The organism is uncultured Alsobacter sp. (assembly GCF_945952055.1).
Taxonomy (GTDB): domain Bacteria; phylum Pseudomonadota; class Alphaproteobacteria; order Rhizobiales; family Beijerinckiaceae; genus Alsobacter.
Map to the genome: position 1 here is coordinate 40,509 of NZ_CAMFHB010000031.1, position 20,066 is coordinate 60,574.

18 protein-coding genes are annotated in these 20,066 nt (G+C 69.6%); 5 read left to right on the plus strand and 13 right to left on the minus strand.

Translation table 11 applies throughout. The features are described 5' to 3' along the window. Positions 1-21: 21 nt before the first annotated feature. The 3 genes from Q0Q47_RS20585 to Q0Q47_RS20595 form a co-directional block, all read right to left on the minus strand. Positions 22-1,416, minus strand: coding sequence for a polysaccharide biosynthesis/export family protein (locus tag Q0Q47_RS20585; protein WP_293863993.1), 1,395 nt, complete (start codon positions 1,414-1,416; stop codon positions 22-24). Then, on the minus strand, positions 1,413-2,597 hold the full coding sequence (locus Q0Q47_RS20590) for a glycosyltransferase family 4 protein (protein WP_367278279.1): 1,185 nt from the start codon (positions 2,595-2,597) through the stop codon (positions 1,413-1,415). The genes Q0Q47_RS20585 and Q0Q47_RS20590 overlap by 4 nt, the downstream gene beginning before the upstream one ends. Before the next feature lie 525 nt (positions 2,598-3,122). Beyond that, positions 3,123-5,126 carry a methyl-accepting chemotaxis protein gene (locus Q0Q47_RS20595; RefSeq protein ID WP_293863999.1) on the minus strand — a complete coding sequence of 668 codons (2,004 nt, stop codon included), beginning with the start codon at positions 5,124-5,126 and terminating at the stop codon, positions 3,123-3,125. Between the two features lie 493 nt (positions 5,127-5,619). On the opposite strand from Q0Q47_RS20595, the gene Q0Q47_RS20600 reads away from it, so the two are divergent. After that, complete coding sequence (locus Q0Q47_RS20600; RefSeq protein ID WP_293864002.1) at positions 5,620-6,132, plus strand: GAF domain-containing protein; 513 nt, start codon at positions 5,620-5,622, stop codon at positions 6,130-6,132. Between the two features lie 18 nt (positions 6,133-6,150). Here Q0Q47_RS20600 and Q0Q47_RS20605 read toward each other — a convergent pair whose 3' ends face one another. From Q0Q47_RS20605 to Q0Q47_RS20650, 10 genes are all read right to left on the minus strand, one after another. Further along, positions 6,151-7,095 carry an N-acetylglucosamine kinase gene (locus Q0Q47_RS20605; RefSeq protein WP_293864005.1) on the minus strand — a complete coding sequence of 315 codons (945 nt, stop codon included), beginning with the start codon at positions 7,093-7,095 and terminating at the stop codon, positions 6,151-6,153. Further along, positions 7,089-7,769 carry an N-acetylmannosamine-6-phosphate 2-epimerase gene (locus tag Q0Q47_RS20610; RefSeq protein WP_293864008.1) on the minus strand — a complete coding sequence of 227 codons (681 nt, stop codon included), beginning with the start codon at positions 7,767-7,769 and terminating at the stop codon, positions 7,089-7,091. Before Q0Q47_RS20610 ends, Q0Q47_RS20605 begins: the two co-directional genes overlap by 7 nt. Then, the gene (locus tag Q0Q47_RS20615; RefSeq protein WP_293864011.1) at positions 7,766-8,626 is read right to left on the minus strand and encodes a carbohydrate ABC transporter permease; all 861 of its coding nucleotides are present in this window, start codon (positions 8,624-8,626) and stop codon (positions 7,766-7,768) included. The genes Q0Q47_RS20610 and Q0Q47_RS20615 overlap by 4 nt, the downstream gene beginning before the upstream one ends. Continuing rightward, positions 8,623-9,549 carry a carbohydrate ABC transporter permease gene (locus Q0Q47_RS20620; protein ID WP_293864014.1) on the minus strand — a complete coding sequence of 309 codons (927 nt, stop codon included), beginning with the start codon at positions 9,547-9,549 and terminating at the stop codon, positions 8,623-8,625. Before Q0Q47_RS20620 ends, Q0Q47_RS20615 begins: the two co-directional genes overlap by 4 nt. Positions 9,550-9,726: 177 nt before the next feature. After that, positions 9,727-10,977, minus strand: a complete 1,251-nt coding sequence (locus tag Q0Q47_RS20625) for an extracellular solute-binding protein (protein WP_293864017.1) — start codon at positions 10,975-10,977, stop codon at positions 9,727-9,729. Positions 10,978-11,049: 72 nt separating this feature from the next. Beyond that, positions 11,050-11,922, minus strand: coding sequence for a protein phosphatase 2C domain-containing protein (locus Q0Q47_RS20630; protein ID WP_293864020.1), 873 nt, complete (start codon positions 11,920-11,922; stop codon positions 11,050-11,052). Between the two features lie 108 nt (positions 11,923-12,030). Beyond that, positions 12,031-13,041, minus strand: coding sequence for a serine hydrolase (locus Q0Q47_RS20635; protein WP_293864023.1), 1,011 nt, complete (start codon positions 13,039-13,041; stop codon positions 12,031-12,033). Next, on the minus strand, positions 13,038-14,000 hold the full coding sequence (locus tag Q0Q47_RS20640) for an ABC transporter ATP-binding protein (RefSeq protein WP_293864026.1): 963 nt from the start codon (positions 13,998-14,000) through the stop codon (positions 13,038-13,040). Before Q0Q47_RS20640 ends, Q0Q47_RS20635 begins: the two co-directional genes overlap by 4 nt. Then, entirely contained in the window at positions 13,997-14,947 is a 951-nt protein-coding gene (locus Q0Q47_RS20645; protein ID WP_293864029.1) for an ABC transporter ATP-binding protein, read from the minus strand. The genes Q0Q47_RS20640 and Q0Q47_RS20645 overlap by 4 nt, the downstream gene beginning before the upstream one ends. Then, positions 14,944-16,041 carry an anhydro-N-acetylmuramic acid kinase gene (locus tag Q0Q47_RS20650; protein ID WP_293864032.1) on the minus strand — a complete coding sequence of 366 codons (1,098 nt, stop codon included), beginning with the start codon at positions 16,039-16,041 and terminating at the stop codon, positions 14,944-14,946. The genes Q0Q47_RS20645 and Q0Q47_RS20650 overlap by 4 nt, the downstream gene beginning before the upstream one ends. Positions 16,042-16,128: 87 nt before the next feature. On the opposite strand from Q0Q47_RS20650, the gene Q0Q47_RS20655 reads away from it, so the two are divergent. The 4 genes from Q0Q47_RS20655 (at position 16,129) to Q0Q47_RS20670 (ending at position 20,066) form a co-directional block, all read left to right on the plus strand. Next, complete coding sequence (locus tag Q0Q47_RS20655; RefSeq protein WP_293864035.1) at positions 16,129-17,628, plus strand: ABC transporter substrate-binding protein; 1,500 nt, start codon at positions 16,129-16,131, stop codon at positions 17,626-17,628. Between the two features lie 229 nt (positions 17,629-17,857). Beyond that, positions 17,858-18,811: an ABC transporter permease gene (locus Q0Q47_RS20660; RefSeq protein ID WP_293864038.1), complete on the plus strand. Its 954-nt coding sequence runs from the start codon at positions 17,858-17,860 to the stop codon at positions 18,809-18,811. Next, complete coding sequence (locus Q0Q47_RS20665; RefSeq protein ID WP_293864041.1) at positions 18,808-19,632, plus strand: ABC transporter permease; 825 nt, start codon at positions 18,808-18,810, stop codon at positions 19,630-19,632. Before Q0Q47_RS20660 ends, Q0Q47_RS20665 begins: the two co-directional genes overlap by 4 nt. Beyond that, positions 19,629-20,066: a GNAT family N-acetyltransferase gene (locus Q0Q47_RS20670; RefSeq protein WP_293864044.1), complete on the plus strand. Its 438-nt coding sequence runs from the start codon at positions 19,629-19,631 to the stop codon at positions 20,064-20,066. The genes Q0Q47_RS20665 and Q0Q47_RS20670 overlap by 4 nt, the downstream gene beginning before the upstream one ends.

A 20,066-nucleotide genomic window follows, 5' to 3' on the forward strand; every position in this document is an offset into this window, starting at 1 on the left:
TACCAGTTGGGTGCGGGTTTGTTAGTTGGTGGTGTCTGCGTGGCCGCGTTGCGGCCCTGTCACGACCTGCAGCACGTCGCCGGGCTTCAGGGGTGTGGTCTCGGTGGCTTGCAGCGTCGTGACCGCGTTGCCCTGGCGGCGAACGATCACGAAGTCGGGGGAGCCGGCCGTCGCGGTCTGGTTGCGGACGAGCGACTTGATCACCGCCACCACGCCGTCGGTCTCCTGCAGGTCCTTGCGGGCCTCCGTCCGAGCCGTGGTGAGGTCCTTCTGCAGGGCGACGCTGGACTGCAGGCGCAGCTGCGCGAGGTCCTGGCGGGTCCGTTCCAGGCGCTCCTCGGCCTGAGCGATGGCCGACAGCGTCTCGCTGAGCCGCGCCTCGGCGTCGCTCAGTTCGGCCTGGGCCTGGATCTGCATCGGACGGCTGGCCGAGCCGTTGCTCACGAGCTTGTTGAGGGCAGCGACCCGTTCGCGGCGCAGCGCGACCGCCGACTTCAGGCCGTCCACCCGCATCTTGCGGGCCTGGGCCTCGGCGATGGCGGCCTTGGCCGCGGCCTCGAGGCCCTTTTCCTGGTTGCGCCGGGACAACTGCTCGAGCCGGCGCCCGTTCGCCTCGTCGGAGAGGGCGGCGGTGCTTTGCGGGCCCGCCAGCGCGGCGAGATCCTGCGCCGTGTCGGGCGTCGCGATGCCGGCCTCGTTGGCCAGCACGGTCGCGCGCGCCAGGTTGCGGACGGCGCGGTCCACCGCCTGCTGGAGGCGTTCCGTCTCGCGGGCGAGTTCCGTCGACGGCGGGGCGTCGCCGTTCGTCCGCTCGAGCCCGCCGGCCAGCGCCAGGGCCTGGATCACGGTCATGCCGGGCGCGAAGTCGAAGCTGCCGGCCTTCTTCACGGGGCCGACCACGAACACCGGCCGCTTCGCCAGCCCGACGACGCTCACGGTCGCCTGACGGCCCATGACCGCGAGGTAGGTGCACTCCAGCGTCTTCTGGATGACCGGCCCGCGCGCACCCGCCGTCCGGACCGTCCCGAACAGCGGCATCACGATGCTGCCGTCCTGCTGGACCTGGAACTCGCCCGACAGTTCCGGACGCAGCTGGAAGCCCCGCGCCGGCGCCTGCAGCCGCGACTTGTCGGCGCCCCACTTGTCGTCCTGCTGCTGCAGGATCTCGAAGACGGACAGCTTGATCCGGTCGCCGGCCTCGACGACCTCGCCATCGGCCGCTGCGGTCTCGGAGGCGGTGGCATCGGCCATGCAGCGGTCGGCGATGCTGGCGGGCTCCTTCTGGGACTGCGCGACGCCCTGGGCGAGGGCCGAAGCCCCGGCAACGCCCAGCACCACGGCCGTGATCACGAGCGCGACGCGGCACCCGTTGCGCACGGCGCCGTCGTCCGGAGGGGTGAAGGACAACCTGATCATGCCGCGTCCTTCGCCAGGGAGGCGTCTCCCGGCGCCCCACCGGCCGCCGGACGGCGGGAGGCGACGGTGCGGTAGATGTCGAGCAGCGTGCGGGCGCAGGTGTCCCAGTCGCTGATCTGCGGGCGGCCGCGCGCCGGCGCCTCGATGGTTTCCACCATGGCCCGTGCGACCTCGGTGGGCGTCGCTTCGGGCGCGACGCCGGCGACCTCGCCACGCTCCACCATTTCCATGAAGCCGGTTGCATTGGTCGCCAGGGCCGGGCGGCCCAGCGCGATGGCCTCCAGAGCGGCCACCGGATGGGCCTCGTATTCCGACAGGAACAGGATCAGCGCGGCCCGCGAGAGGAGATCGGCCATGGCGCCGCGCTCGGATGGCGGGATGCCGCCGATCGTGATCTCGCCCTCCAGTCCGAGCCGCCGTACCTTCTCTTCCAGCGCCTGCCGGTAGGGTCCCTCGCCGAGGATGCGCAGCGTGGCGCCCGGCCGCAGCTTGCGGAACGCGACGAAGGCGTCGATGGCGCGATGATGGCCCTTGTACTTTTCGAGGCGGCCCATCGACACGACCAGCGGGCGGTCCGGGTCGGGGCTGGCGACGGTCGCGGGCGGCGCCATCTGCGAGCCATTGGGGACGACGCGCACGCTCGGCACCGGAACGCCGAGCCCGTTGGCGAAGAGGCGGGCCTCGAACTCCGAGACGCCGATCAGCTGGGCGGCACGCAGGAGCAGCGGCTTCAGGGCCAGCCGCTGCAGTCCCCGCACGGCATGCCGCAAGGGCGAGGAGTGGCCGCCGCTGTGGAAGGTCGCCACGAAGGGAATGTCGCTGCGGACGGCCGCGGCCATGGCCAGCGGCGGGACGAAGGTGTGGAAACCCTGGACGTGCATGACGTCGCACGGGATCTCCGACACGGCCGAATAGATCCGCGGCGCGAGCAGGGCGTCGCCGGACCCCCGCACCACCGGCACCCGGCGGACCTTGATGCCGTCCACGACTTCGCTGCGCTGCAGCGAACCCGACGAATCCGTCGTCAGAACGGTCACGTCGTGGCCCATGGCGACTAAACGCCGGGACACTTCCATGACATGCGTCTCAATCCCGCCCATGTAAGGGGGGAATTTATGCGCAACCTGGAGGATGCGAAGGGTCCCAGCCAACGATCCATTTGCGGCGGACCGCTCCCACATTTCAACCCCACCCAACTCGTTGCCAGCACGCCGAAACCCTTCGTTAACACTAACTGAACATTTGCGAAGGTCAACGATTTGAGTGACATGGCTTAAACACAACCACCGCGAACGTGGCCGTTAAGACACGGTCGAGGCACGTTGACCACCGGCAACGGGTCGTCCGAGGATTGCTGGCCGAGCTTAGATTGAGCTCAGGCCCGAGCTAAATTGTGCAGTGCACTGTGAGGTTTAGCCGAGGTCGCCCAAGTGGCGGGCTCGCGCAAGCCGCGTTCCGGCCGATCGATCGGATGAGCAAGGAACAAGAGCCGGGGTTCGGCTGAGGCGGGATGCCGCGGGACGCAGGGCCTGAGAGTGTCTCGGGTGGCGAGGCACTGTCGTGCGAGTACGAAACGACTGTGGGCCCAAGTGTCTCGCGTGGGCCGATCCCGATGCGGGCCGTGGACTGCTCCATCAGGAGCAGCAAAGGCAACCTTGGTGAAGGCCGGGGCACACCGCCGATCGGCGTGCCCCGGCCTTGGGGGCTTAGAAGGATTCCCAGCGGCTTCCGCCGGCGGCCTTGCGCAGGGGCGCGGGCGACGCCTTCGTGGCGACCCTCCCCGGAGCGGACGCGCGGGTGGCGCCGGCCTGGGACGCGCCGGATCCGCGGACGCGGAACGTGGCCACGAGGTCGCCCAGCCGTCCGATCTGGTCGGTGAGCGAGGACGCCGACGCGGCGCTCTCCTCGGCCAGAGCCGCGTTCTGCTGGGTCATCTCGTCCATGTGGGCGACGGCCTGGCTCATCTCGTCGATGCCGTTGGCCTGTTCGGCCGCGGCCGTCGAGATATCCGTCACCGTCGCCGTCACCTTCTGGGAGGCCTCCACGATCTTGCCGAGCGCATCGCCCGCCGAGCGGACGAGTTGCACGCCCTGGCCGACCTCGGACACGGACGCGTTGATCAGCGCCGTGATCTCCTTGGCCGCTTCCGACGAGCGCTGTGCCAGCGTGCGGACTTCCGACGCCACCACCGCGAAGCCCTTGCCGGCATCGCCGGCGCGGGCCGCTTCGACCGCGGCGTTGAGGGCCAGCAGGTTGGTCTGGAACGCGATCTCGTCGATCACGCCGGTGATGTCGGAGATCTTCTGGCTGGCGCTCTCGATGCGCGACATGGCGTCGACCGCCTTGGTCGCGATGTCGCCGCCCTCGGTGGCCACGGCCGTGGCCCGCTCGGCGAGGCTCACCGCGTGGCGCGAGGAGGCGGACGACGCCTTCACGGACGCGGCCAGTTCCTCGGTCGTGGCGGCGGTCTCTTCCAGCGAGGAGGCCTGCTGCTCGGTGCGGTTCGACAGGTCGTTGGCGCCGCTGTTGATCTCCTGGGCCGCGGTGCTCACGTCACGCGCGGTGGCCTGGATGGTCGCGACGGTGTCGGACAGGCGGCTCACCGTGTCGTTGAGGGCCGACTTGAGTTCGCCGAAGCGGCCGCGATAGTCGGTCGTGATCGTCTCCGTCAGGTCGCCCTGGGCCACCTTGCCGAGGACGCGGGCGAGTTCTCCGGTGGCGTCGTCGACCACGCGGTTGATCTCGTTGATGCCGGTGACGAGCTTGCCCATCTCCGGATCGTCGGAGGCAATCTGCAGGCGGGCCGAGAAGTCGCCGTCGGCGGCACGGCGAACCACCTCGCCGACCTCGCCCACGACCTCGACCATCGACTGGGCGCGGCGCAGGCGCTCGGCGGCCTGCTTGCGCTCTTCCTCCTCGAGGGCGCGCACGCGCAGGGCGTTCTCGCGGAACACGGCGAGCGCGCCGGCCATGCGGCCGATCTCGTCGCTGCGGTCGGCGTGGGGAACGCTGGCCTCGAGATTGCCGGCCGACATGGTTTCCATGGCGCCGGTGATGGCCCCGATGGGCGCGATGATGCGCCGGCGCACGAGCCACAGCGTGGCACCGACCGCGGCGAGAGCCAGAGCCAGCATCACCGCGTTGATCGCCTCGGACCGGTCTGCCACGGTCGCCGCGCGCTCGACGTCGGCGTCCGCACCCTTGGCATTCAGGTCGACGTCCTTCTCGAGGAACTCCTGGGCCTTCTGGGCCGCGGGCAGCGCCACGGTGTTCAGGTGGCGCCAGGCGCCGTCGTAGTCACCGGCCCGCGCCATCTCGATCGCCGGCTTTTCCAGCGAGAGATAGTTCGTCCACGCGGACTGGAACGAGGTCCACAGCGCACGCTCGTCGTCCGAGGACACGAGACCTTCGTAGCGGCGGGCGGCTTCGTCGAAGTTGCGCTGGGCGGCGGCAACCGTGCCGAGCGTGGTCTCGAACAGCTTCGCGTCACGGGCAGCGACGAGGCGCGCCACGCGCAGCCGGTACAGCATCATCTGGTAGCGCAGGTCGCCGAGGGCGCGCACGGAGGGCAGCCAGTCGCCGGCAATCTGACGCTGATAAGTCAGGACGCTCTTGAGCGAAAAGAATGAGGCCGCGCCCTGGGACAGGACGAGACAACCAAGGATTATTACGGACGCGGAAAGAAGCGCCCGAATGGAAAGGCGAGACATGGAGATGGCTTTCGGTGGTTGTTTTGTCCCACCATGCGCTTGATGTTTTAAATGGGTGTAAATTGCAACTCTCGCGGCAGTTTTGTCTGGCTCGGTACGCTGGCTGCCGCAAAATCCGGCTCCTTGACGCGTTAACCGCTTGGCGCCGCCGGAGGCACTTCCTGGCGTGAATCCAACATCTTCGAAGGTTTGCACGGAATGCTTGAAAGAGCTCCAGCCATGCCGTAAGAGCAGGCAATAGTCGCATTTGGACCTTTGATATGCGCAAAAGCTCTATCTGACATGCGACGAACATGTCGCAATCGCGATAGAACAGGACGCATTCGCTTCGTTGCACGATTTCGCAAACGATTACACAGCGGCCTCTGACGACGGATTGCCAATGTTGCCACCGTCGTCGCAGCGCGATTTCGTCGCTTCGTCAGTCATATCCTGCACGCAAGGTCGAGTTCCGTGGCCCGTGGCCATGAGGGCTCCTGGAGCTGTTGTCACGATGTCCGAGACTGCCCCTAGGGAGCCCCAGCCGGCTCCGGTCCGCCTGAGGGCCTTCAAGGCCCTGCGGATGCCGAGGGGAACCGCGATCCCCGCGATGAACAACATCGCCAAGGTCGCCATGGCCCACCTGCGCGTGCCCTGCGCGGTCGTCACGCTGTTCGAGGAAGACCTTCCCTACGTCGTCGGCCGGTACGGCGCCGACGGGTCCCGCATCGACGGGACAGAGGACATGAGCCGTCACGTGATCGACAGCGACGACGTCGTGGCGTTCGACGACCTGGAGACGCACGACCGCTATCGGCCTTTCGCGCCCAAGGTCGACGGCCAGCCGGTCCGCTTCTTCGCCGCCGCTCCGATGGTCGTGCCCATGGGTGTCCGCATCGGGACCGTGTGCATCTTCGACTACGCGCCGCGGATCATGAACCTCGGCCAGCGGATCATCCTGCGGCAACTGGCCGCCATCGCCTCCGACGAGTTGAAGACGATGGCGGGGTGCCCGGCGACGGCTTGAGGCCGCGCCCTCACGAATTCAAAGTCCAGCCGGCGCCACCGTGCCGCGGGCCGCCAGTCGCGCGGCGGCGAGGGCGGCGTCGATCTCCGGTTCGCTCACCGCGATGCCGTCCGGCAAATGCCGGCGCAGCGATTCGCCCACCAGGGGATGGAGCCGGAATGCCCCTCCGGCCAGCGCCAGGGCATTGCAGCCCAGCCGGCGCGCCAGCACCGTTCCCAGCCTCGCGAGCTCCCGCCCCGCATCGTCCAGGATGCCCAGCGCCTGGGCATCGCCCGTCCGCGCGGCCTCCGCCACGAACGGCGCGAGCGCCGCGACGCCGCCGCGGTCGGTGCTGTAGACGGCGGCGCGCACCACGGGCCACGTGGCGCTGCCGAGGCGTGCGGCCAACGCGTCGACCAGGGCGTTGCGCACATCCGGGTTCTCGTCCTGGGCGCGTGTCACGGCACGCAAGCCTTGGGTGGCGATCCACCAGGCCGCGCCCGCATCGTCTACCACCACCCCGCGGCCGCCGACCTGCACGGTGCGCCCCGCCGTGTCGATGGCGTAGCCCACGGAGCCGGTGCCGGCATAGACGAGGCCGCCTTCGCCGGGCGCGAAGAGGGTCGCCGCGGCGATCCACATGTCGTCGCCCAGCGTGATCGCGGATGCCGCGATCCCCAGTCCCTCGGCGAGCCAGCCCGCGAGAGTGGCGGCCTCGGGCATGCGCGCCGACAGCCCGGTGATGCCGCCGGCGATGCGGTGCGGTCGCCCCAGGGGCCGCACGGCCTCGCACAGGGCCTTGAAGGCCGAAAGGCTCTTGGCGTGGACGGCCGGATCGAAGATGTGGCCCGCCGAGGGCCCGGCCTCGCCCCGGCCGACCACGCGGTCGGTCGCGGCGTCGAGGAGCACCCAGCGCGTGGCGCTGCCACCCGCGTCGATGCCCAGGGTGAGCGCGCCCGGAGGCAAGGGGCCCGCCGTCAGCATGCCCCGTGCACGGCGTCGGCGAAGCGCTTCGTGATCTCGCGCGGATTGGTGATCATGGTGCCCACCACGACCGCGTGCGCGCCGGCCTGGAGTGCCTGGGCGGCGAGGGCAGGGGTGTCGAACCGCCCCTCCGCCACGACGGGAGCCTTGCAGTGGGCGGCGAGCGCGGCGACGAGGGCGAGGTCCGGGCCGGTGCCCTTGGGCGCCAGCGTCTCCTCGGTGTAGCCCGAGAGGGTCGACGACACGTAGTCGACGCCCAGCGCGTCGGCCGCGATCCCTTCGGCCAGCGTGGCGCAGTCGGCGAAGATGGCGACGTTGAGCCGCTCCCGGATGGCCTTCACGAGACCGGCAAGATCCTCGCCGCCGCGATACCGGGCCGTGGCGTCGATGGCGACGATGTCGCAGCCGGCTTTCGCAACGGCTTCGGCGGCGGCGAAGTCGGGCGTGATGATCACGGGAATTCCCGGCCGCTCGCACTTGAGGATGCCGATGACCGGCAGATCCACCACGGCCTTGATCGCCGCGATGTCCTGCGGCCCGTTGGCGCGGATGCCGCCGGCGCCGCCGTCGCGGGCCGCGAGGGCCATGGCGGCCATGTGCACGGGGCCGTGCAACGGATTGTCGGGACGCGCCTGGCACGACACGACCAGCGAGCCCTTGGGGATCGGCCTCATTTCACGGCTCCGGACGTCATGCCCTGGATGAACTGCTTGGACAGCAGGATGTAGACGATGGTGATCGGCAGCGCCGACAGCGTGAGGCCGGCGAAGAGCACGCCCCAGTTCGTCGTGTACTCGCCCATGAAGGCGGTGAGGCCCTGGGGCAGCGTCTTGCGGCTGTCGGTCTGCACGAAGATCAGCGGGAAGAAGAAGTCGTTCCACACCGGCACGGCGTTGTGGATCGCGGCGATGACCATGGCGGGGCGGGCGAGCGGCAGCATCACCGACCACATGATGCGCGCGTCCGAGGCGCCGTCGATGCGCGCGGCGTCCTCCAGCTCCTTCGGCAGCGTGCGCAGGAAGCCGGTCATGATGAAGACGGTCGAGGGCAGGCCCATCGCCGTGTAGATCACGACGAGCCCGAGACGCGTGTCGAGGAGGTTGAGGTCCCGCATCTGGATGAAGAGCGGGATGATGGCGAGCTTCAGCGGCACCATCAGGCCCGCCAGGAAGAACAGGTAGATGGCGACCGAGCCGGCGAAGCGGTAGCGGGCGAGCCCGTAGGCCGCCATGGTGCCCAGCGTCAGGATCGCCAGGATCGACCCGCCCGTGATCAGGATCGAGTTCAGGAGATAGCCGAAGAAGTTCGTCTGGGTGAGGACCGTGACGAAGTTCGTGAGGTTGGAGAAGTTCGGCAGCGCGAAGGGCTTGCCGAAAATCTCTCCCGTCGACTTGAAGCCCCACAGCCCCATCACCAAGATCGGGAACAACATGACGAAGCTGTTGCCGACCAGCAGGATCTGCAGGAGCAGGTCGCCGAGGCCGCCGCTCGTGGCGCGGCCCGTGTCGCGGGTTTGCGGCGTGGCGCTCATGCGATTTCGATCTCGCGGCGCCGCAGGCGCACCGTCCAGATGGCCGAGATCACCGCCACGAAGAGGAACATCATGACGGCGAGCGCCGATCCATGGCCGAAGTCCTGGGCGCCCGAGCTCTGGTTGCCGAAGGCGGTCCGGTAGAAATACAGGCCCAGAACGTCGGTCGAGCCGTAGGGAGAGCCCTCGACGCCCGCCATGAGGTAGGGCAGCTCGAACCAGTTGAATGCGCCGATAAAGAGCAGGATGAAGGTCACCGTGGCGCTCGGCGCCACCAGGGGCCAGATGATCTTGCTGACGAGCTGCCACTCGTTGACGCCGTCGATGCGGCCCGCCTCGATGATGTCGGGCGGAATGCGCTGGATGCCGGCCAGGAACACCAGCGTCGGGAAGCCCACCCAGTGCCAGGCGTTGACCAGGGTGAGCGCCCACAGGGCCGTCTCGCTCAGGCCGAGCCAGGGGGTGGTGAAGGTGCCGAAGCCCGCCAGGCTCAGCACCTTGTTGAACAGGCCGAAGACGGGGTGGAGAAACTGCTTCCACACCAGCGCGACGATGACGCTCGACAGGATGACCGGCAGGAACACCGCCACGCGGTGGAAGCGATGGCCCGGCAACTGGCGCGACAGCGCATAGGCGAGCAGAAAGCCGACGCCGTTCTGGATGAGCATCAGGACGACGAACACCATGACGTTGTGGCTGAAGGCCCGCCACGTCACGGGAGCCCAAGGTTCGTGCAGCAGTACGTCGGTGAAGTTCTTGAGCCCGACGAAGTCGACGCGCTTCAGACCTTCCCAGTGATAGAAGGCATACACGAAGGCCGACAGGATCGGCATCACCACGAAGGCGGTCATGAAGGCGAGCGGCGGCACGATCAGGGTCGCGACCCAGATCCTGCGCCCGACCGGCCATTCGAGATCAGCCATTCTATCGTCCTGGACTGCGGGAGATCGTTGGAAGTCTGGCTCGCTCCCTCCGCGCGTCATGGCCGGGCTTGGCCCGGCCACCCACGACTTCGGAGCGGGCCCGGCGAAGGGCTGAGAGGGGCGACTATGGACGGAGAGGATGCGAGCAGGGCCTCTGTCACCCTGCTCGCAGTCCCATCACTTCTTGAACGGCGCGTAGTAGGTCGCGATGCCCTTGGTGATCTCCGCGCCGGTCTCGGCCGGAGTGGCCTTGCCGGCCAGCATCTTCTGCACGCCCGACTGCAGCAGCACCGAGCCCGAGGGCTCCTGGTAGCGGAAGTGCACGAGCATGAGGTAGCTCATGTTCTGCTTGTTGAGCTCGGCCACCTTGCCCAGCATCGGGTCGGTGAACTGCACGCCCGGCACCGGCGAGAGGTTGCCCAGCGTGTTGGCGAACTTGTCGCCGAACTGCTTGGAGGCGAAGTAGTTCACCAGCTTGATGCCGTCGGCCTTGTTGGCCGACTTGGCGTTCACCGCGAAGCCGCCGTCGAGGTAGAGCCCGACCAGGCGCTCGTCACCCTTCTTGAGCACCGGCGAGGCGAAGACGTCCATCTTGAGCGCCGGGTTGGCCTTCAGGAAGGGCGCGAGCTCGAACGAGCCGCCGGCGAACATGGCCGCCTGGCCCGACGAGAACAGCTGCTGCATGGTCGGGTAGTCGATGCCCGAGAAGCTCGGGGCGAGATAGTCGGCCTTGGCGAGGTCGTTCAGCCGGCCGAGCGCGTCGACGAAGCGCTTGTCGGTGAAGTCGGCCTTGCCCGATACGATGTCGGCCTCGAACTGCTTGCCGAGCTGGCTGGAGAGCAGGGCGCTGACGATCGTCTCGTTCTGCCAGGCGGTCGCGGTGCCGTTGGCGAAGGGCGTGATGCCGGCCGCCTTCAGCTTCTTGCAGACCTCGACGAGTTCGTCCCAGGTCTCCGGCGGCTTCACGCCGGCCTTGGCGAAGAGCTCGGTGTTGTAGATCACGAGCATGGTCTGCGTGGAGAACGGCACGGCGTAGATCTTGCCGTCGGAGCGCAGCGTCTCGCCCTTGAGCGAGGCTTCCGGGAATTTCGTGATGCCCGGGACGTTGGATTCGTTGAGCTCGAGCAGGTAGCCGGGCTTCGCCAGGGCCTCGAAGGCGCCGTAGGCGCGCACCATCATCACGTCCGGGCCCTTGTCGCCCGCCATCGCGGTCGAGAGCACGGTCGGATAGTTCTGCGGCTCGAACGCCTCGAAGGTGATCTTCACGTCCGGGTTCTTGACGTTGAAGTCCTTGAAGAAGTCCAGGTAGACGGCCTTGTCCTCGGCGCGCCAGGTCCAGAACTTGAGCTCGCCGGCCGAGGCGGCGATGGGCTGGACGAGCATGGTGGCCGCCGCGAGCGCGGCGGCGAGGGTCTTCAGGGCTTTCATGGTTCTGTTCCTCCCTGGGGCACGATACCTCTAGTGCTAAGGAAAGAGCGTTGACCGGTCAACGGCTGGTGTTCAATTGGTATCATCGTCGCCGGCGGCCACCCGCACCAGGACAGCCGTGGCGTCGTCGTGCTTCTTGATGCGCGGCGCCCGCACGCCGTGCGGATCGGCATTTTCCTCCGCGCGCAGCCGGTCGATCATCGGCCTCAGGCCCTGCGACAACGCCGCCTCCACGAGATCCGCCTCGGTGTGGATGCCGAAATGGTCGATGAGCCGGTAGAAGCCGTCGGTGACCAGCAGCAGCACGTCGCCGGGCGCGACGGGGTGGGTGGCCCGCACCAGCAGCGACCGCCACGGCACGCGCGGATGCACCACGTTGTAGCCGCCCGGCTGGTTGGCGAGCAGCCGGTTCTCGCGGATCGTCTCGCGCACCAGCGGCCAGGGGTCCTCGTCCGGGCGCAGACGCCTCGCTTCGGCAAAGGCCGCCTGGGTCCGTGAGGCGACGGCCTCGATCGCATGGTCGCTGAGCAGCGTCACCGTGCCGTCGGCCTTGCGGTGCAGGATCGAGATGTCGCCGATGGCGGCCAGGTGCAGGGCACGGCCGTGCAGCAGGGCGAGGCCGAGGCACGCGGTGGGCAGGTCGGGGGCCTCGATGGCCCGGTCCCCGACGGCCTGCTCGAAAGCCGCCGCGACTCGCGCCTCGGCCGCGGCCACCGTGGCGTCGAGGTCGGCGGGCGTGCCGCCCGACAGCAGTCCCGCCAGCGTGTCGGACAGCGTTTGCGCGAGCCAGGCGGCCCCGCTCGGTTCCAGGATGTTCGCCCCACGGTTCACCCCGGTGGCCCCGTCGATCACCCAGGCCGCGCCGGGAGCGACCCCGTGCGCGTCCTCGTTCGGTGGCTTGGGACCGTGGGTGAGGGCGTCGAGGCAGTGCAGGATCAAGGGCATGGCGCGAGGCTAGGCGGACCGGCCCGAGCGGGCAAGCCACGGCCGGGCGCACCTGCCGTGCGTCCGTCGGCGCGGATCATGGGCTGCCCGCGCGGGCCGGGCTCCGTGCTACCCGCCGCAGACGAGGTCGCCTACGGCGCGGCGGAGCGAGACGATCCCCGTGTCGACGTGGCGCGTCGGATGCACCCGGTTGGTCAGCAGCGTCCAGGCGTGGCCTTCCTCGCGGTCGATCCACAGGCCGGTGCCCGTGAAGCCGGTGTGGCCGATGGTGCCCGACGAGGTCCTGTCGCCGCCGGACCAGCCCTCATAGGCCATCTCCCACCCCAGGGACCGGGTCGCGGTCTGGCGGCGAAAGAGCTCCTGGCGGGACGACTGGCCGAGAATGCCCCCCGTCAGAAGGCCGCGCGCGAAGGAGAGCAGGGCGGCGGCATCGCCGAACAGCCCGGCGTGGCCGGAGGCGCCGCCAAGGGCATAGGCGTTCTCGTCGTGAACCTCGCCGCGCATCACCCGGCCGCGCCAGGTGCAGCGCTCCGTGGCGGCGCACCGCTCGGGATCGGGCCGGAAGGTGAATCCCGCGGGCAGCGGCTGGTCGATCAGGGGCTGGCCGGTCAGCCGCTCGATGACGATGCCGAGCAGGATGAAGTTGATGTCGGAATAGACCGGCTGGCCGTGCCGCCACACCCGCTGCAGCACGAAGGCGCGAAGCGTCTGCGGATCCTGCCCGTAGGTGTAGAGTGGCTCCACCCCCGGCAGGTGTGTCTGGTGGGTGAGGCACTGGCGCAAGGTGAGCTTGCGCTCCGCGGCCCCGGCCACGTCGTACTGGCGCAGGTCCGGGATGGCGGAGGCCAGCGAATCGTCGAGGCCGATGCGGCCCTGCTCGACGAGGCGCAGGATCGCCGTCGTCGTGAACACGACCTTGGTGAGCGAGGCCAGGTCGAACACCGTGTCCGCCGCCAGCGGCACCATCGCCGGCTCGCGCTGGGCCAGCCCCGCGACGCGGAAGACGGTGGACCCGTCCGACCCGAGCAGTCCCAGCACCGCGCCGGGGATCCGTCCGCTGAGCACCGCGTCGCGCACGGGCGCGAAGGCGGCATCGGCGCGTCTGTCCAGTGAGCTCATCGGCGCTCCTCCGGCTCGTACAGGTGGCAGGCGGCGATCCGCTCGCCGTGAGGGGTGTCGCGCTGCATCAGGACCGGACGGTCGGTGCCGCAGCGGGGCATGGCATGGCGGCAGCGGCCATGGAAGGCGCAGCCGGGCGGCGGGGCCGCCGGATCCGGCAGGTCGCCCTCCAGGACGATGCGCTCGCGGGCGGCCTCGCCCGGCCGCCGCGGCACCGCCGACAGCAGGGCCTGAGTGTAGGGGTGGGTCGGACGCTCGAAGATGTCGGCGGCCGGCCCGATCTCGACGATGCGGCCCAGATACATGACGGCGATGCGGTCGCTGACGTGCCGGATGACCGACAGGTCGTGGCTGATGAACAGCATCGACAGCGACAGCCGCGTGCGCAGGTCCGCGATGAGGTTGATGATCTGCGACTGGATCGAGACGTCGAGCGCGGAGACTGGTTCATCCGCCACCAGGAGCCGCGGCGACAGCGCCAGGGCCCGGGCGATGGCGATGCGCTGGCGCTGCCCGCCGGAGAACTCGTGGGGATAGCGCCCGGCGGCCTCGGGCGGCAGGCCGACCATGGCCAGAAGCTCGGCCACGCGGTCGGGCCCGTCGGGTTCGCCGTGCACCGTGAGCGGCTCGCCCACCAGCGTGCGCACCGTGTGGCGCGGGTTCAGGGAGCCGAACGGGTCCTGGAAAACGATCTGCATGTCCCGCCGGCGCCTCTTCATGGCCCCGGGGGAGAGCGACACGAGGTCCTGGCCGTCGAACAACACCTGGCCCGCGGTCGGCTCCACGAGCCGCAGCACGGTCCGGCCCAGCGTGGTCTTACCGCAGCCCGACTCGCCCACGACCCCCAGCACCTCGCCCTTGTGCAGGGTGAAGCTCACGTCCTCGAGCGCGTGCACGGTGCCGCCAGTGGCGGTGGCGAAGCGCTTGGTCAGGCCGCGGACGTCGAGGAGCGGGGTCATGCGGCCGGGTTCCAGCAGGCGGCGCGGTGGCGGTCGGCGCCGGTGAGCGGGGGGCGTTGCGCACAGGCCTCGACGGGCGCAGCGCAGCGGGGCGCGAAGGCGCAGCCGGTGCCGCGCTTGCCCGGCGGGGGCACCATGCCGCCGATGGAAGGAAGCCTGGCGCCCGGCGGGTTCATGGCCGGCATCGTGTCCAGGAGCGCGCGGGTGTAGTGGTGGCGCGGCGCCGCGAACAGGTCACCCACCGGCGCCTCTTCCACGATCCGGCCCGCATACATCACCGCGGCGCGGTCGCAGACCTCCGACACCACGCCGAGATCGTGGGTGATGAGGAGGCAGGCCATGCCGAGGTCGCGCCGGAGTCGGTCGATGAGGCCCAGGATCTGGGCCTGGACCGTCACGTCGAGAGCGGTCGTGGGCTCGTCGGCGATGAGCAGCCGGGGTTCGCAGGCGAGCGCCATGGCGATCATGACGCGCTGGCGCTGGCCGCCGGACATCTGGTGCGGGTAGCGGCCGAGCTGGTCCCGGGGGGAGGGCAGACCGACGCGGCCGAGCAGCTCCGTAGCCCGGTCCAGCGCCGCCGCGTGGTCGAGGCCGCGGTGGATCTCGAGCACCTCGGCGACCTGGTCGCCCACCGTGAACACCGGGTTCAGGGCCGTCATGGGCTCCTGGAAGATCATCGCCACCCGATCGCCGCGCAGCGTGCGCAGCGGGGCGTCGCGCAGCGACAGGACGTCCGTGCCGTCGATGGCGATGCGGCCGGCCGAGATCCGCACAGGGGGCGGCAGGAGGCGCATGATGGACAGCGCCGTCACGCTCTTGCCGCAGCCGGATTCGCCCACCAGGCCGACCATCTCGCCAGCGCCGATCGACAGCGAGACGTCCTCGGCCAGCACCCGGTCGCCGACCGCGATCGACAGGTTCTCGATGGAGAGGACCGGCGCCGTCACGCGGCCTTCCACAATTCGCCGCCCGTCATGGGGTGCGGCACGCCCGTGGTCGTCGGCAGGCTCAGGGGCAGCCCCCGCAGCGAGCGCAGCGCGAGGTAGCCGAAGCATTGCGCCTCGATGAAGTCGCCGTTCCAGCCGACGGCCTCGACCGGGTCCACCGGCACGCCCAGGGCGGCGGCAAGCGAGCGCATGAAGTGGCCGTTGAGGCGCCCGCCGCCCGTCACCAGCCAGCGCAGCGGCTGGCGCGGGACGTGGCGCAGGGCCCCCACCGCGGACGCGACGGTGAAGGCCGCCAGGGTCGCGGCGCCGTCGGCGTCGGGCATGCCGTCCACGGCCTTGGCCCAGGCATGGAAGTCGTTGCGGTCCAGCGACTTCGGCGCGGGACGGTCGAAATAGGGGTGCTCCATCAGCCGCGCCACCAGCGCCTGGTCGGGGTGGCCGGAGGCCGCGAGCCGTCCGTCCGCGTCATAGCGCTGGCCGAGGCGCTTCAGCACGAAGTCGTCGAGCAGGGCCGAGGCGGGACCCGTGTCGAAGGCGATCACGGTGTCGCCGTCGATGTAGGTGACGTTGCCGACGCCGCCGAGGTTCAGCACCATCACGGGCTGGGGCAGGCTGCTCGCCAGCGCGCGATGGTACAGCGGCGCGAAGGGGGCGCCCTCGCCGCCGGCCGCCACGTCCGCGTGGCGGAAGCGATTCACCACGTCGAGCCCCAGCGCCGCCGCGACCCGGGGGCCGAGGCCGAGCTGGCGCGTGAACCGGCGCTCGGGCCGGTGCCAGACCGTCTGTCCGTGCAGGCCCACGATCTTGATGGCCGAGCGGTCGATGCCGAAGTCGCGGATGAAGGATTCGATGGCGCCCGCATGGGCGTCGCTCACCTGCGCCTCGAGGTCCGTCAGCGGGTCGCTCTCGGCGCGGACGGGGTCGGCCAGGAAATCCAGCAGCAGGCGGCGCAGCGGGGCAGGGTAGTCGTAGGTGCGGCCGGGGCCCGGCTCGACCTTGGCATCGCCGTCGGACCGGACCATCGACACGTCGATGCCGTCCATCGAGGTGCCGCTGATCGCTCCGATGGCGGTGGAAAGCGGCACTTCTGACATGGCATCCTCCCGGGGCGACGGCTTGCAATTGGTATTATACCGGCATAGCCTTCCCCAATACCAGACACAAATCAGGGGAGAACCGGAATGGCTCGCACCACGCTTCGCTCGATGCTCTTGGCCGGAGCCGTGGCGCTCGCGGCATTTCCCGCCGCGGCCCAGACCCTCGAGGTGGCCATCGACGGTTCGCCGGCGGGCCTCGACCCGCACATCATCACGGCCTTCACGTCCTTCATGGTCGTCAACCGGACGATCTACGAGGGCCTGACTTCGGTGGACAAGGACCTGCGCCTGCAGCCGGGCATCGCCGAATCCTGGACGGTCGCCCCCGACGGGAAGACCTACACCTTCAAGATCCGCTCCGGCGCGACCTTCCACAACGGCGCCCCGGTGGAGGCCGCCGACGTCGTGGCCTCGCTGAAGCGCGTACTGGGCAAGGACATCGCTTCGCCGCTGGCGAGCCGCCTGGCCGCCGTCGACACCATCACGGCGTCGGGCAGCACGGTCGAGCTGAAGCTCAAGGAGCCGTCCGCTCCGCTCCTCACCTCGCTCGCCACCATCGCCATCGTTCCGCGCACCTTCGAGACCGACAAGGACGGCCTGCAGAAGCAGCCGGTCGGAACGGGGCCGTTCAAGTTCAAGGAATGGCAGCCCAACGGCTTCATCGCGCTCACCAAGCACGACGGCTACTGGCAGAAGGGCCTGCCCAAGCTCGACGGCGTGAAGTTCAACATCGTGCCGGAATCGGCGACCCGCCAGGTCGGCATCTCCAGCGGCCAGTACGCCATGCTGCCCAACATCGACGCGGCGACGGCCCTGCAGCTGAAGGGCAAGCCGGGCGTCAAGCTCGCCGAGACGCTGGAGCTCGCCTACACGCTGGTCGGCCTCAACGTGTCGAAGCCGCCCTTCGACAACGCCAAGGTGCGCGAGGCGGTGAACTACGCCGTGAACCGCGACGAGATCGTCGCCGCCGCGCTGTTCGGCGCGGGCGTGCCCGGCGGTCCGCTGTCGCCGGCCCTGAAGGACTGGGCCGTCGATGTGAAGGACTTCCCCTGCTACAAGTACGACCCGGCCAAGGCGCAGGCGCTCCTGAAGGAATCCGGCGTCGCCCAGCCGATCACGGTCAGCATGTCGGTCCTGCCGCGCCAGGACATCAAGGACATCGCCCAGGTCGTGCAGCAGCAGCTCGGCAAGGTCGGCATCAAGGTCGAGCTGAAGACGCCGGAGCTCGGCCAGTTCATCCAGGACTGGCGCAACTCCAACTTCGACATGTTCGCCTCGACCAATGCCGGCAGCCCGGATCCGGATGACTATTTCTACCGGACCTTCCGCACCGGCGGCTCGACCAACGTGTTCAAGTACTCGAACGCGGAGATCGACGGGCTGCTCGACAAGGGCCGCGCCACCACCGACACCGCCGCCCGCAAGGCCGACTACGCCACGGTGCAGAAGACGCTCGCCTGCCAGGGGCCGATCGTGCACCTGACCTACGGCCAGCTCTTCACCGCCATGCGGCAGAACGTGACCGGCTTCGAGATCGTGGCCAACCGCTCGCTGTCCTACCTCGCCGACACTTCGGCGAAGTGAGGCGACGGGCGCGTTCTGGATGCAGCGCAGGCTCCGTGCCTGTGCCTAAATTCCCACGTCATGCCCGGGCTTGGCCCGGGCATCCACGACTTTGCCGGGGCCGTCCTGAAGTCGTGGATGGCCGGGCCAGGCCCGGCCATGACGGCGTAGAGTTGCGGGCCAGCCCGAGCTGTCCCAAGAGGGTCCGTCGCTTGAGCACACACCAAGCCTGCCGACCGGAGATGTCCGAGTGACCATCCGACGCCTCCTCATGGCGCGGCTTCTTGATCTCGTGGTCGTGCTGTTCTGCGTCAGCGTGATCGTGTTCTTCATGATCCGGCTCATCCCCGGCGACGCCGTGGCGATCATGCTGGGCGCCAACACCGAGGTGACCCCCGAGCGGATCGCGGACCTGCGCCACCGCATCGGGCTCGATCTGCCGATCCCCGTGCAATATGCCGGCTGGGTCGCCAAGGCGCTGACGGGCGATCTCGGCACGTCGCTGTGGACGGGCCGGCCGGTCGTCCAGGAGATCGGCCTGCACGTGTGGCCGACGCTGCAGCTCACCGTGCTGGCGCTCGTCATCGGCGCCGGGCTCGCCGTGCCGACGGGCGTCCTGATGGCGCGGCTGCGCGGGCGCTTCGCCGACGGCGCGATGCGGGTGGTGACCGTGGCGGGGCTGACGATTCCGTCCTTCTGGCTCGGCATTGTGATGATCCTGGCGCTCGCCACCTGGGCGCCGACGCTGCAGGCCCTGGGCTACGTGCCGTTCTTCGACGATCCGCTGGGCAACGTCACGCGGCTGCTGCTGCCCGCCTTCGCGCTCGGGCTGCCGATCCTGGCCAACCTGTCGCGCCTCGTGCGCTCGGCCATGCTCGACGCGCTCGGGCAGGACTACATCCGCACGGCGCGGGCCAAGGGCGCCAGCGAGCGCTCGGTGCTCTACCGCCACGCGCTGCGCAACGCACTGATCCCCTTCGTGACCTCGGTCGGCATCATGACCGGCTACCTGCTGGGCGGCGCCATCGTCGTGGAGCAGGTGTTCGCCATCCCCGGGCTCGGGCGCCTCATTCTCGGCGCCATCGCGGAGCGCAACTACCCGCTGCTCCAGGCCACCATCCTCGTGGTCACGTCCGGCTTCGTCGTCGTGAACTTCGCCGTGGATCTCCTCTACCTCGCCATCGACCCCCGGGTGCGGGCATGAAGGCGTTCATGCGGCACCGCCTGCTGGCCTTCGCCACGCTCTTCGTGGCGGCGCAGGGGCTGCTCGCGGTCTTCGCGGCCTGGGTGTCGCCCTACGACCCGCTGCAGCAGAACGTGCTCGCCCGCCTGAAGGGCCCCAGCGCCGACCACTGGCTCGGCACCGACCAGTTCGGCCGGGACGTGCTGTCGCGCATCATCCACGGCTGCCAGGCCTCGCTCGCGGTGTCGGTCGGCGCCGTGCTGGCGGCGCTCGTGCTCGGGGGAACGCTGGGCCTCTTCGCCGCCTATTACCGGGGCTGGACGGATCGCCTCGTGATGCGGGCCATGGACGTGCTCTTCGCCTTCCCGGTGCTGCTGCTGGCCATCGGCATCGTCGCGGTGCTGGGCCCGCGCTCCTCCAGCGCGGCCATCGCCATCGCGATCGTCTATGTGCCGATCTTCGCGCGCCTCCTGCGCGGGCCCGCGCTCGTGATCTGCGAAAGCGACTACGTGGCCGGCGCCCGGGCGATCGGGGCGGGCGACGCGCGCATCATCTTCCTGCACATCCTGCCCAACCTCGCCAGCGTCGTGCTCGTCCAGACGAGCCTCCTGCTGTCCGCCGCCATCCTGGTCGAGGCCTCGCTGTCCTTCCTGGGCCTGGGCACCCAGCCGCCGACCCCCTCGCTCGGCCTGATGCTGTCGGAGGGCCGCAACTTCCTGATGCTGTCGCCCTGGAGCGCCATCTTCTCCGGACTGGCCATCCTGTTCCTCGCCTTCGGGTTGAACCTGCTCGGGGACGCTCTGCGCGACACGCTGGATCCGCGCCTGAGGGGCACGTCATGATCGTGCGGCCGGCCCGCGAGGAGGACATTCCGGCCTTGTCGGCGGTGGCTGCCGCCGCCTACCGCAAGGGGTTCGCCGGCATCCTCGAGCCGCTCACCATCGTGGCGTTCGACGGCCCGTTCTTCGCCCGCCGCTTCGCCGAGCAGCTTCCGGCGCTCAAGGTCGCGGAGGCGGAAGGCGGCGTCGTCGGGTTCTCCAAGACCACGGGCGAGCATCTCGACATGCTGTTCGTGGTGCCGAGCCGGCACGGATCGGGGGCCGGCAGCACGCTGCTGGCCGAGGCCGAGGGGCGGGGCGTGCGGACGCTGGAGTGCTTCCGCGACAACGAGCCCGCGCGGCGCTTCTACGAGCGGCGCGGCTGGCGGCTCCTGCGCAGCTACGAGCGGGAGTTCGCCGGCAAGGTGAGGGCCTTCGTCTTCTACGGCAAGGACTGA

Excerpts from the sequence above, each read along its gene's own strand:
- Q0Q47_RS20585 (WP_293863993.1), bottom strand. The coding sequence starts at position 1,416 with ATGATCAGGTTGTCCTTCACCCCTCCGGACGACGGCGCCGTGCGCAAC.
- Q0Q47_RS20590 (WP_367278279.1), bottom strand. The coding sequence starts at position 2,597 with ATGTGGGAGCGGTCCGCCGCAAATGGATCGTTGGCTGGGACCCTTCGC.
- Q0Q47_RS20595 (WP_293863999.1), bottom strand. The coding sequence starts at position 5,126 with ATGTCTCGCCTTTCCATTCGGGCGCTTCTTTCCGCGTCCGTAATAATC.
- Q0Q47_RS20600 (WP_293864002.1), top strand. The coding sequence starts at position 5,620 with ATGTCCGAGACTGCCCCTAGGGAGCCCCAGCCGGCTCCGGTCCGCCTG.
- Q0Q47_RS20605 (WP_293864005.1), bottom strand. The coding sequence starts at position 7,095 with ATGCTGACGGCGGGCCCCTTGCCTCCGGGCGCGCTCACCCTGGGCATC.
- Q0Q47_RS20610 (WP_293864008.1), bottom strand. The coding sequence starts at position 7,769 with ATGAGGCCGATCCCCAAGGGCTCGCTGGTCGTGTCGTGCCAGGCGCGT.
- Q0Q47_RS20615 (WP_293864011.1), bottom strand. The coding sequence starts at position 8,626 with ATGAGCGCCACGCCGCAAACCCGCGACACGGGCCGCGCCACGAGCGGC.
- Q0Q47_RS20620 (WP_293864014.1), bottom strand. The coding sequence starts at position 9,549 with ATGGCTGATCTCGAATGGCCGGTCGGGCGCAGGATCTGGGTCGCGACC.
- Q0Q47_RS20625 (WP_293864017.1), bottom strand. The coding sequence starts at position 10,977 with ATGAAAGCCCTGAAGACCCTCGCCGCCGCGCTCGCGGCGGCCACCATG.
- Q0Q47_RS20630 (WP_293864020.1), bottom strand. The coding sequence starts at position 11,922 with ATGCCCTTGATCCTGCACTGCCTCGACGCCCTCACCCACGGTCCCAAG.
- Q0Q47_RS20635 (WP_293864023.1), bottom strand. The coding sequence starts at position 13,041 with ATGAGCTCACTGGACAGACGCGCCGATGCCGCCTTCGCGCCCGTGCGC.
- Q0Q47_RS20640 (WP_293864026.1), bottom strand. The coding sequence starts at position 14,000 with ATGACCCCGCTCCTCGACGTCCGCGGCCTGACCAAGCGCTTCGCCACC.
- Q0Q47_RS20650 (WP_293864032.1), bottom strand. The coding sequence starts at position 16,041 with ATGTCAGAAGTGCCGCTTTCCACCGCCATCGGAGCGATCAGCGGCACC.
- Q0Q47_RS20655 (WP_293864035.1), top strand. The coding sequence starts at position 16,129 with ATGGCTCGCACCACGCTTCGCTCGATGCTCTTGGCCGGAGCCGTGGCG.
- Q0Q47_RS20665 (WP_293864041.1), top strand. The coding sequence starts at position 18,808 with ATGAAGGCGTTCATGCGGCACCGCCTGCTGGCCTTCGCCACGCTCTTC.
- Q0Q47_RS20670 (WP_293864044.1), top strand. The coding sequence starts at position 19,629 with ATGATCGTGCGGCCGGCCCGCGAGGAGGACATTCCGGCCTTGTCGGCG.